We start from the raw sequence: 11246 nt of genomic DNA, 5'->3' as shown, positions 1-11246 counted from the left end.
CATAAGAACAATAAATGGAGTCACCGACGATGCTGTCCATGCAGCCGCAGGCGTTCGCGCCTACCCGTTCGTTCGCCGCCCGACCTTCCGCCCTCGCCAGCGCCTTCGCCCTTGCCGGTATCGCGCCCATGAGCCAGGCCGCCTTCTTCGAAGACAGCACGGCCACCTTCGAAACCCGCAACATGTACTTCAACCGCGACTTTCGCGACGGCACCAGCGCGCAGCAATCCAAGCGCGACGAATGGGCCCAGGGTTTCATGCTCAACTTCGAGTCCGGCTACACCGAGGGCACCGTGGGCTTCGGCCTGGACGCGCTGGGCATGCTCGGGGTCAAGCTCGACTCCAGCAAGGACCGCACCGACACCGGCCTGCTGCCGACCCACGACAACGGCAAGGCCGCCGACGAGTACGCCAAGCTCGGCCTGACCGGCAAGGTCAAGGTCTCGCAGACCGAACTGAAAATCGGCACGCTGATTCCCGAGCTGCCCACCTTGCAGCCCAACGACGGGCGCATCCTGCCGCAGACCTTCGAAGGCGGCTTGATGACCTCGAAGGAAATCAAGGGCCTGACCTTCACCGGTGCGCGCCTGGAAAAAGCCAAGGACCGCAACGACACCAACTGGGAAGACCTGGCGCTGAACAACAAGAACAGCCGCTTTGGCGGTACCTTCAGCGCCGACCACTTCGACACCGGCGGCCTCGACTACCAGTTCACCGACCGCATCACTGCCAGCTACCACTTCGCCCAGTTCGACGATATCTACCGCCAGCACTTCATCGGCATGCTCGCCACCCAGCCCTGGGGCCCGGGCACCTTCGGCGCCGACCTGCGCCTGGCGATCAGCGACGATGCCGGCGCGGCCAAGGCTGGGCGCATCGACAATACCACCTTCAACGGCATGCTCAGCTACAGCCTGGGCGGGCACAAGGTCAGCGGCGCCTGGCAGCAGTTGTCCGGCGACAGCGCCTTCCCCTACGTCGATGGTGCCGACCCCTACCTGGTCAACTTCGTCCAGATCAACGACTTCGCAGGCGCCGACGAGCGCTCCTGGCAAGCGCGCTACGACTACAACTTCGCCGCCCTGGGCATCCCCGGCCTGACCTTCATGACCCGCTACCTCAGTGGCGACAACGTCAGCCGCGCCGCCGGGGGCGAGGGCAAGGAATGGGAACGCAACACCGAACTGAAGTACGTGGTACAAAGCGGCCCGTTGAAAAACGTCGCCGTGCGCCTGCGCAACGCCACCTTCCGCTCCAACTTCGCCCGCGACGCGGACGAGGTGCGGCTGCTGGTGAGCTACAGCGTGGCCCTGTGGTAAGCCATTTGCGGTAATCCATAACAACAACGCTCACGGAGTTAGACGATGACCTTTTCACTGCGCCGCCTCGTCCTCGCCACCGGTTGCCTGCTGTTGGCAGGCAACGCCCTGGCCGCGGAACCGAAACGCCCCGAATGCATCGCCCCGGCCTCGCCCGGCGGCGGTTTCGACCTGACCTGCAAGCTGGTGCAAAGCGCCCTGGTCAACGAGAAGATCCTCAGCAAGCCGATGCGGGTCACCTACATGCCCGGTGGCGTCGGCGCGGTGGCCTACAACGCCGTGGTCGCCCAGCGCCCGGCCGATGCCGGTACCCTGGTGGCCTGGTCCAGCGGTTCGCTGCTGAACCTGGCCCAGGGCAAGTTCGGCCGTTTCGACGAGAACGCGGTGAAGTGGCTGGCGGCGGTCGGCACCAGCTATGGCGCCATCGCGGTGAAAAGCGACTCGCCCTACAAGACCCTCGACGACCTGGTGGCGGCGCTGAAGAAGGACCCGAGCAAGGTGGTGATCGGCTCGGGCGGTACCGTCGGCAGCCAGGACTGGATGCAGACCGCGCTGATCGCCAAGGCCGCCGGGATCAACCCGCGCGACCTGCGCTACGTGGCCCTTGAAGGCGGCGGCGAGATCGCCACGGCGTTGCTGGGCGGGCATATCCAGGTAGGTTCCACCGACATCTCCGACTCCATGCCGCATATCCAGAGCGGCAGCATGCGCATCCTCGCGGTGTTCGCCGAGAACCGCCTGGACGAGCCAGAGATGAAAGACATCCCCACCGCCAAGGAGCAGGGCTACGACATCGTCTGGCCGGTGGTGCGCGGTTTCTACCTGGGGCCGAAGGTCAGCGACGAGGACTACGCCTGGTGGAAGGCCTCGTTCGACAAGCTGCTGGCCTCGGAAGACTTCGCCAAGCTGCGTGACCAGCGCGAGCTGTTCCCGTTCGCCATGACCGGCGAAGAACTGGACGGCTATGTGAAGAAGCAGGTGGCGGACTACAAGGCGCTGGCCCGGGAATTCGGGCTGATCCAGTAAACCACCCACGATCCCTGTAGGAGCGGCCTTGTGTCGCGAAAGGGCTGCGCAGCGGCCCCAGGATTTCAGCTTCGCAGCATGAAGTGCCGGGGCTGCTTTGCAGCCCTTTCGCGACACAAGGCCGCTCCTACAGGGGCGCGTGTCATGCCGAACCATGAGGATTCCCCCATGATCCTGCAACGTATGTTTGCCCTGGCCCTGCTGGCGCTGTGCGCCGTGCTGGCCGTGATGGCCTGGCCCTACCAGGCCGCGTTTTCCTATGAACCGGTGGGCCCGCGCGCCTACCCGCTGCTGATGCTCGGCCTGATGGGCGTGGGCCTGCTGTATCTGGCGATTCGCCCCACGCCCATCGTGCGCAAGGACGACGAGCCGGAGCTGGACCGCGAGACCCTGGTCAAGATCGCTGCCTGCGTCGGCCTGCTGGTCGTCTTCGCCGCCACCTTCGAGGCCCTGGGCTTCATCCTCAGCGCGGTGCTGGTCGGCATCCCCATGGCCCGCCTGTATGGCGGACGCTGGTTGCACAGCGCCATTGTGGTGATCGGCATGAGCGTCTTTCTCTACTGGCTGTTCGACCGCGTGATGGACGTGCCCCTGCCCCTCGGCCTGCTCGACGTACTGGAGAACTGACACATGGATACCTTGAGCTACCTCGGCCAGGGCTTCGGCGTCGCCTTGAGCCCATACAACCTGGTCACCGCCCTCACCGGCACCCTGATCGGCACCGTGGTCGGCCTGCTGCCGGGCCTGGGCCCGATCAACGGCGTGGCCCTGCTGATCCCCATTGCCTTCGCCCTGGGCCTGCCGCCGGAGTCGGCGCTGATCCTGCTGGCCGCGGTGTACCTGGGCTGCGAATACGGCGGGCGCATCAGCTCGATCCTGCTGAACATCCCCGGCGAAGCCTCCACCGTGATGACCACCCTCGACGGCTACCCCATGGCCCGCCAGGGCCTGGCCGGCGTGGCCCTGTCGCTGTCGGCCTGGAGCTCGTTCATCGGCGCGCTGATCGCCACCTGCGGCATGGTGCTGTTCGCCCCGCTGCTGGCGAAATGGGCGATTGCCTTCGGCCCGGCGGAGTACTTCGTGCTGATGGTGTTCGCCATCGTCGCCCTGGGCGGCATGGCCGGCGACAAGCCGCTGAAGACCTTCATCGCCGCGTTGATCGGGCTGTTCCTGTCGGCGGTGGGCATCGACGCCAACAGCGGCGTGTACCGCTTCACCGGCGACAGCGTGCACCTGGCCGACGGCATCCAGTTCGTGGTGCTGGTGCTGGGGCTGTTCTCCATCAGCGAGATCCTGTTGCTGCTGGAAAAGACCCACCATGGCCATATCGCGGTCAAGGCCACCGGGCGCATGCTGTTCAACTTCAAGGAAGCGGCCTCGGTGTTCTTCGTCAACATCCGCTGCGGCCTGCTCGGCTTCTTCATGGGCGTGCTGCCCGGCGCCGGCGCGACCCTGGCCAGTGCCGTGGCCTACATGACCGAAAAACGCATGGCCGGCGACAAGGGCACGTTCGGCAAGGGCGACGCCCGTGGCCTGGCCGCCCCGGAAACCGCCATCGGCGCCTCCTGCTGCGGCGCCCTGGTGCCGATGCTGACCTTGGGCGTGCCAGGTTCGGGCACCACCGCGGTGATGATCGGCGCGCTGACCCTGTACAACATCACCCCCGGCCCGCTGCTGTTCGAACAGCAACCGGACATCGTCTGGGGCCTGATCGCCTCGCTGTTCATCGCCAACATCATGCTGGTGATCCTGAACATCCCGATGATCCGCATCTTCACCCGCATCCTCGCCGTGCCGAACTGGGCGCTGGTGCCGGTGATCGCGATCATCACCGCGATCGGCGTGTACGCCGTGCATGCCACCACGTTCGACCTGTTCCTGATGGTCGGCATCGGCATCATGGGCTACATCCTGCGCAAGCTGGACTTCCCGCTGTCGCCGATCCTGCTCGGGTTCATCCTCGGCGGGCTGATGGAGCAGAACCTGCGCCGCGCGCTGTCGATCTCCAACGGCGAGCTGGGCATTCTCTGGTCGAGCCCGATCAGCATGGGCGTGTGGGTGCTGGTGGTGTGCATGCTGAGCCTGCCGCTGCTGCGCATCTGGCGCAAACGGGCCCAGCAACGCCGGGCCGTGGCCGATGCCTGACCGGTCGTTGCCGCTGTTCTGGGCCACCGGGCTGGTCGGCCTGGCGGGTGGCTTTGCCGCCAGCCAGGTCGGCTGGCCCTTGCCGTGGATGGTCGGTGCGCTGCTGGCAATCATCCTGGTGCGCTGCCTGACACCCTGGCAGCTGAGCGAAATTCCCAATGGCCGCAAGTGCGGCCAGTGGATCATCGGCATCGGCATCGGCCTGCACTTCACCCCGGCGGTGATCGAGCAGGTCGCCGAGCACTTCGCGCTGATCGTCTTCGGCGCGCTGTTCACCACGTTGTCCAGCGTGATCAGCGTGTGGCTGCTGCGGCGCACCGGCGAGGACCGCGCCACGGCGTTCTTCGCCAGCATGCCCGGTGGTTCGGGCGAGATGGTCAACCTCGGTGCGCGCAACGGCGCGGTGCTCAGCCAGGTGGCCGCGGCGCAGAGCCTGCGGGTGCTGGCGGTGGTGCTGTGCGTGCCGGCGCTGTTCAAGGTGTTGCTGGGCGATGGCGTGCCGCTGAATCATGCCGGTAGTGTCAGTTGGGGATGGCTGGCCCTGATCGCGCCGTTGGGCGTTGCCGTGGCGCTGCTCTGGCAACGCCTGCGCCAGCCCAACCCCTGGCTGTTCGGGCCGTTGCTGGTGGCGGCCACGGTGAGCCTTGCCGGCAATCTGCAGATTGGCTTGCCCAATGGTGCCAGCCAGATCGGCCAGTGGCTGATCGGCAGCGGCCTGGCCTGCCACTTCAACCGCGCGTTCTTCCGCCGCGCACCGTCGTTCCTTGGCCGTACCTTGCTGGCCACCGCGCTGTGCATGCTGATTGCCGCGGCGGCGGCGTGGGGGTTGAGCCGGCTGACGCAGCTGGATCTGCGTTCGCTGACCCTGGGCATGATGCCGGGAGGGATTGCCGAAATGAGCCTGACGGCCGAAACCTTGCAACTGTCGGTGCCGTTGGTGACCGCGTTGCAGGTGATGCGCTTGTTGTTCGTGCTGTTTCTGGCCGAGCCGTTGTTTCGGCGCTGGAATGCGAGCAAGGCATGAACCGACAAGCTTTCCACAGGTTGAGCAACTGGCATTTCTGCCAGTTTCACCTGGGCTCACAGTGGCGTTGAATGACACAGTCATTTGCCTGCCGGAGTTTGCAAGATGCCCATGAAAAACCTGCCTGACCTCCAGTCCTTGAAGGCCCTGGTGCAGGGTAAAAATCATAGCCATCCAACATTGGTACTGATCCGCTCCAACGGTTGCCCTCCTTGCCAGGCGATATATCCAAAGATCAACGAACTGGCCGACACCGAGGACTTCAAAAGCTTCGAGTTCTACGAATTCAACGTCGATCCTTACCTGGATGATCCACAGCTGGACGCTGACATGACACGCTTCGCTCAAGACCTGGGCTTGCAGTTCCTGCCCTCACAGATACTACTGGCCCCAGAAAAAGAGCCGAAGATCATCGCGACCAGCCAATTAGACGTGATCGAGGATGAACTCGGCTCATTAAGAGGTGATCAGCAGGTATCCAATCAGAAATCGTAACGCACGCCCACATTCACGCCATAGGGCTGCTCGATATGCTTGCCGTAGCTGGACTCGATTTCGAAATGCGCACGAAACTGCTTGGACAGCGCCAGTGATACCCCGGCACCCAACTCGGCCCGCGAACCGGACAGGTCATTGTTGAACACGTTGTTGTTGACCTGTACCTGGTTGCGCTGGGCAAACTCGTGGGCGAAGGCGCCCTTCACGTAGGGCTGCACCATGGCCCCGCCATCGAGCGGGATGGTCTTGCCGACGGTGGTACCCACTTTGCCCAGCAACGACTTGGCCATGTCGCCCTCGGCGCGCAGGCCGTTGTCGAAGGTGTAGTCCTTGCCCGCGACGGCGGCGGTGGCCACCTGGACGAAGGGCTCGATGAAGTAACCGTCGTTGAGCTTGATGTGCTTGCCCGCCTCCACCGAGGCGCTCACACCGTGGGTGTCGTAGTCGCCCTTGCTGCGGGTGTGGTCGCTCATGCCTACCTTGGCATTGTTCTGGTAGCGGTTGTACTTGAGCACGGTATCGACGTAGAAGCCGGTCTCACGATCCAGCCAGGTGGCGTAGCCACCCACGTAGTAGCTGTCGACGGTGCCGGAGCTGCCGTAGTCGAGGTTCAGGTCCGAACGGCTGCTACCGGCCAACACACCCACCAGCCAATCGCTGTCGGCCAGTTGCATGTCGGCGCCCAGGCTCATGCCGCGCTGGTTCTGCTGGTAACCCGCGCCCTGTGAGGCGCCGCTGACGTTGTACTGGTTGCCGTAGGCACGCATCCACAGCCCGGCATTGCGGCCTTCGCTATAACGCAACTCGCCCATGCGGCTGCGCAGCGAGCTCAGCTCACCATAGGCCACGGTGATCGGGGTGTTGAACAGGGCCATGGCGGTCATGGTGATCGGCGCCACGGTGCGAGTCTCGCGGTTCAGCACCCAGCCGTTTTCATCCTCTGCCAGTTCATAGGAGTAGGCGCCCACATCCACTCGCTCACGATCATTGAGCAGATAAAAATGCGCGCTGGGCTCGCCGGGCTGGGGCTGAGTCTGGATCTGAACCAGGCGCAGCGAATCAACACTGGCCTCCTGGCCGCTGCTGCCCACCAGCAAGCCGTGATTGCCCTCGGCCTTGCCGGTGACGATCAACTGGTCACCAGCACCGGTAACGAAATCATTGGCCATCACGAAAGTGCCGTCACCGGAGAGGTTAGTCACCGTCAGGTTATGGAAGCGGCCTGGGTCGCCAAAGGTGACCTGCCCACCCTGCATGACCAGATCACCGACATTGCTGTCGTCATTCAGCGTCCAGTGGCTACCGCCACCGAGCGTGGCACTGTTCACATTGCGCAAGGCCCCCAGCAACTGCGCGCCGTTCTGCAGATCGAGGCTGGCACTTCCCCCCTGCGTCACAGTCACGTCGCCGGTCATCTGCCCTTGCGCCAGCAACAGATCGAAGGCGCCGGTAGAACCGACATCGACGTTGCCGGTCAGCGAGGAACGGGTGAAGTTTGCGTGGGTGGTACCGGCGGACTGGATATTACCCGTCATGGCCGAATCGGTGAGCGTAAGGTCGAGCGTGCCGCTCTGCGCAGTCGTGGCATTGCCGTTGAAGGTCGAGTCAGCGAAGGTCACCGTCGAGGTACCCGAGCTGTCGATATCACCCTTCAACGAAGAACGGGTGAAGTTGGCCTGGGTCGCGCCTGCGGATTGGATATTGCCGGTCATTTCCGAGCCGACAAGCGCAAGGTCAAGCGTGCCATTCTCCGCAGTCGTGACATTACCGTTCAAGGTCGAGGCATTGAGAGTGACCGTCGAAGTACCTGTGCTTTCGATATCGCCATTCAACGAAGAACGGACCAGGTTTGCCTGGGTGATGCCCGCAGACTTGATGCTGCCGGTCATCGTCGAATCTTGGAACGCCAAGTCGAGTTTGCCGGTAGCGCTGGTAACAGCATCACCGTTCAGGGCCGAACCACTGAAACCGATGGTCGAAGTACCGGCGTTGTCGATCCCACCATTGAACGTGGAGGCGTCGACGCGTACGTTGGCCGTACCCTGCTGACGCACCTGCAAGGCAGTGCCGTTGCCGCCCGTCAGGCTGGAGCCATTGAGCACGTCCAGCGTCGCGACCGTCCCTTGGCCGATCACGATGGCCGGGCCGGCGACTCCGGACACGTGGCTGTTGTCCAAGGTCAACTGGGGCGCATTGTTGGTCGTGCTTTCGGCGAACATCTGCACACCGGCAGTCTGCCCGGTGATGTGGCTGCCACCCTCGACCCGCGTCGCGCCGCCCAGCAACCGCAAGCCTGGGCCGACCCTGCCGGTCACCTGGGTGTTGCGCAACAAAAGTTGACTGCCAGCCGTGACCTGGGCACCGATGCCTGCGCTGATCTGGCTGTCACTCACGCTGGCGGTCGATTGGCCGAAGCCGCGCGCCAGCAACAGGCCCATGCCGTTACCGGTGTTGACGATGTTCGCGTTGGCAATGGTGGCAGTGCCGTCGAGCAGGCCGATGGCATTGCCGGAAGTCACCGAAACGACGCCGCTGGTCATGTTCAGCGTCGACTGGTTCATCTGCAGGGCCTGGGTCTGCGCACCGTTGACATTCAAGGTGGAGTTGGCGGTGGCATTGTAGAACGTGATAGGGGTGGAAGCATCGATGGTCAATGTTTCACCCACCAGGTCGCGGGCGGTGGCATGACCGGAGTAAACCGCAAGTGTCAACAGGGCAATGACGCCCGTGAGAGAAAAGGTAAGACGATTACAGGTACTGATAATAGGCATTCTGGGCCTCTCGCTTCAATCGCAATGGATGCGCAGAAAGCTGGGTACTGCCCGCCAGCCTCACTGCAGGGTAGAGAAGGCTAGTGGAAAGAAAATTTTTGCAATGTAGGAAAATTCAACAACGCAATATGGACTTTTCAACAACCAGGGCGGTCAGCGTCCGCCCTGGTTGCCTTGTCTCATCACCTCCGAGGGCCGCCCCACAGAGCGCAGTAGCCTTGATTACTGCCATTGACCGTGTAACGCACCATGACCTCGTTCGACATGTCGACCACACCGTCCTCACGCTCGACCGTGAAGCTACTGAGGAACGAACCTGCCAGCGGCCCACGAGGCACAGGGCTGCCTGCAGGGAAGTGAATATCACTGAAAGGCACCACCAGCGTGATCGTGCCCAAGCTTGTGACACGGCCGCTGACTTCGGCAGGCGCCTGGTACGGAGCCCTGCCCCTGGCACTGGCGGAGTACCGCAACTGGACGGTGACAAGCGCGTCAATGTTCAGTGTCGGCTCGTTGATTATCAGTTCAATGCCAAGCCAGGGTTTGGCGTTGCAGTTGAGGATGTTGGTGGTGTTGGTGGGCGAATCTGCTGGCCGGTTTTCCAATCTACCATGGCCGGTGCCTGGATCGACCGGGTCTGGGATGTCGGCGTACCTGTAACGCACGAAGGACGTCAGCGTGGTGATTGCAGCGACGGTGACTGGCGTTTCCAGGGAAAGCATGGGGTTGTCTTCGAACTCGGAGCCAGCGGGCGGATAGACCTTGAAGAAGACATGCTTCAATCCATTCCCGTGGCGCGCGATCGTTTCCCAGGGCAACACGAGATTGACTACCGCCCCATCAGTGGGTGGATTCGGAATCTCGATCGGAGGCACCATGATGATTTCCTCGGTAGTCTCTCCGGATCGATAGAAGAATTGGATCCTGCTACCCGCCACCGCACCCGCGAAGTGGGTAAAGGCAATGATCCCTGGCAGATTGAAATCTTGTATTCGAATCCTGCCCTCCTCTGGGTCGGCACCACCGCCCCGCACCACGAGCGTGCCCAGCAGGGGGTTCGGGCTGCCATCGTCCGGATCCGGAATCGGCTCCTCGGTCCGCAGTTCCACCGCCACGCTGGCAGGGGGCGATGGTGGCACGGTCACGTCATCCCGGGACCATTCATAGGTCGCCGTCAAGGTATAGCTGGCCTGCCCATCTGGCTGGGCCAGGTTGTCCCACGTCGCGACCACCGTCCGAGGCGCCGTGCCATAGGTGATGGGCGACAGCCGTTGCGGGCCAGAAGGCGTTTGCAGGATCACGACGAGACGATCATTGGGCTGCGCCGAGACGATGTCCGGAATTTGGATGGTCAGCCCTGCCCTCGCCACGTCGCGATTGACCCGCGCGGCATGCAGGATCGGGGCTGGCAAGGTCGCGGGCACATCCTCCAGCTGAATCCCCACCACAAAGGCGGCAGACTCCGCCGACTCCCACCCCACACGATCGCGTAGCTTGAACTTGACCTGCTTGGTGCCCGCTCCCCAACTTTCGACCACGGTGTTGCTCAGGTCGATCGTCGGCACCCGTTCGTCGCCGACCGGATAGATGTCGAGGGGGGCATGCTCAACACCATTGACGTTGAGCACAAGCTGGTCAGCAGGCCATTCACCCGCGTACCACGGCAAGGGGAAGGAAATGGTCGTGTTTCTTCGCAGGTAGTCCCGGTCGATCAACGCGCCTGCGGGAAGATCACCCGGCCGCTCCAGTGCTTTGGGCTGAGTGCCGCGGGAGGGTGGGAACTGGTCGACATAGACACGTACAGTGTTGGTGGACGGATCTTCGTTACCAATTTGATCGTTGCCCACCGTAATGAATAAATCAACGAAACCCTCTGGAAGCTGAGACCAGAAAGAAGGGTCGATTGCCACATTGACAGGGCCTCCTCCACCTCCCGCAGGGTCGAAAGGCAACCTTGCCAGCGCCTCCAAATTAACCTTTGTAGGGGTTGGAATCGGCGTGCCGAATTGATCATATTGGTAATCCATTCGCCACAGGTAGATCAGGTCGAATGAACCATCGTAATCAGCAGGGTCATTGGGGGGATACACCGTGGACGACCAAGGGTCAATCGTCAACGTGACGTAGTTATTGCGATGATCTGTAACCTCAAAGGCTTCACGCTTGATGGTGATACCCCGCCCGTCACCGTTGTCTGGCAGGACTCTATCGGCATCAAGGGTGAACGAAGTACTTGCTGTACCGCCTCCAGACATTAGCCCAACCGCCTTCGAGCGGGTGTAAGCAGCCAGTGCCTTGTCCATCTTCCTGGAAAGTTCCAGGTACTCCTCTTTGGTCTTTGCTGGGTCCGGCTTTTTAGCACCCGGCGCGAAAGTTTCTCCCACCACCGTGCTGTTTCTCTCAAAACTGGTCATCGCATTCTCCTGGGAATTGAACAATCAACTACAAACGGGCTCAAAGCAG

General features: G+C 62.7%; 8 protein-coding genes. 6 read left to right on the top strand and 2 right to left on the bottom strand.

Annotated features, from left to right (window positions below):
- The first annotated feature begins 29 nt into the window (after positions 1–29).
- From KSS95_RS08435 to KSS95_RS08410, 6 genes are all read left to right on the top strand, one after another.
- On the top strand, positions 30–1319 hold the full coding sequence (locus tag KSS95_RS08435) for an OprD family porin (RefSeq protein ID WP_217853259.1): 1290 nt from the start codon (positions 30–32) through the stop codon (positions 1317–1319).
- A gap of 45 nt (positions 1320–1364) precedes the next feature.
- Entirely contained in the window at positions 1365–2345 is a 981-nt protein-coding gene (locus KSS95_RS08430; RefSeq protein ID WP_217853258.1) for a Bug family tripartite tricarboxylate transporter substrate binding protein, read from the top strand.
- A gap of 168 nt (positions 2346–2513) precedes the next feature.
- Positions 2514–2972: a tripartite tricarboxylate transporter TctB family protein gene (locus KSS95_RS08425; RefSeq protein ID WP_217853257.1), complete on the top strand. Its 459-nt coding sequence runs from the start codon at positions 2514–2516 to the stop codon at positions 2970–2972.
- Between the two features lie 3 nt (positions 2973–2975).
- Entirely contained in the window at positions 2976–4490 is a 1515-nt protein-coding gene (locus tag KSS95_RS08420) for a tripartite tricarboxylate transporter permease (RefSeq protein WP_217853255.1), read from the top strand.
- Positions 4483–5514 carry an AbrB family transcriptional regulator gene (locus tag KSS95_RS08415; RefSeq protein WP_217853253.1) on the top strand — a complete coding sequence of 344 codons (1032 nt, stop codon included), beginning with the start codon at positions 4483–4485 and terminating at the stop codon, positions 5512–5514. The genes KSS95_RS08420 and KSS95_RS08415 overlap by 8 nt, the downstream gene beginning before the upstream one ends.
- Positions 5515–5619: 105 nt before the next feature.
- Positions 5620–6009 (top strand): TlpA family protein disulfide reductase, encoded by a 390-nt coding sequence (locus KSS95_RS08410; RefSeq protein ID WP_217853252.1) that lies wholly within the window; start codon positions 5620–5622, stop codon positions 6007–6009.
- Here KSS95_RS08410 and KSS95_RS08405 read toward each other — a convergent pair.
- Together KSS95_RS08405 and KSS95_RS08400 are read right to left on the bottom strand one after the other, a co-directional pair.
- Positions 5997–8723, bottom strand: coding sequence for an autotransporter outer membrane beta-barrel domain-containing protein (locus tag KSS95_RS08405; RefSeq protein ID WP_217853250.1), 2727 nt, complete (start codon positions 8721–8723; stop codon positions 5997–5999). The two genes, KSS95_RS08410 and KSS95_RS08405, sit on opposite strands and share 13 nt — an antisense overlap.
- A 242-nt stretch (positions 8724–8965) precedes the next feature.
- Entirely contained in the window at positions 8966–11197 is a 2232-nt protein-coding gene (locus tag KSS95_RS08400; protein WP_217853248.1) for a hypothetical protein, read from the bottom strand.
- Positions 11198–11246: the final 49 nt, after the last annotated feature.

Origin of the sequence: Pseudomonas muyukensis (assembly GCF_019139535.1) — a bacterium.
Taxonomy (GTDB): domain Bacteria; phylum Pseudomonadota; class Gammaproteobacteria; order Pseudomonadales; family Pseudomonadaceae; genus Aquipseudomonas; species Aquipseudomonas muyukensis.
This window is presented reverse-complemented; position numbering and strand designations above follow the sequence as displayed.

What these genes read in the sequence shown, in the direction of transcription:
- KSS95_RS08435 (WP_217853259.1), top strand. Translation starts at nt 30, where the DNA reads ATGCTGTCCATGCAGCCGCAGGCGTTCGCGCCTACCCGTTCGTTCGCC.
- KSS95_RS08430 (WP_217853258.1), top strand. Translation starts at nt 1,365, where the DNA reads ATGACCTTTTCACTGCGCCGCCTCGTCCTCGCCACCGGTTGCCTGCTG.
- KSS95_RS08425 (WP_217853257.1), top strand. Translation starts at nt 2,514, where the DNA reads ATGATCCTGCAACGTATGTTTGCCCTGGCCCTGCTGGCGCTGTGCGCC.
- KSS95_RS08420 (WP_217853255.1), top strand. Translation starts at nt 2,976, where the DNA reads ATGGATACCTTGAGCTACCTCGGCCAGGGCTTCGGCGTCGCCTTGAGC.
- KSS95_RS08415 (WP_217853253.1), top strand. Translation starts at nt 4,483, where the DNA reads ATGCCTGACCGGTCGTTGCCGCTGTTCTGGGCCACCGGGCTGGTCGGC.
- KSS95_RS08410 (WP_217853252.1), top strand. Translation starts at nt 5,620, where the DNA reads ATGCCCATGAAAAACCTGCCTGACCTCCAGTCCTTGAAGGCCCTGGTG.
- KSS95_RS08400 (WP_217853248.1), bottom strand. Translation starts at nt 11,197, where the DNA reads ATGACCAGTTTTGAGAGAAACAGCACGGTGGTGGGAGAAACTTTCGCG.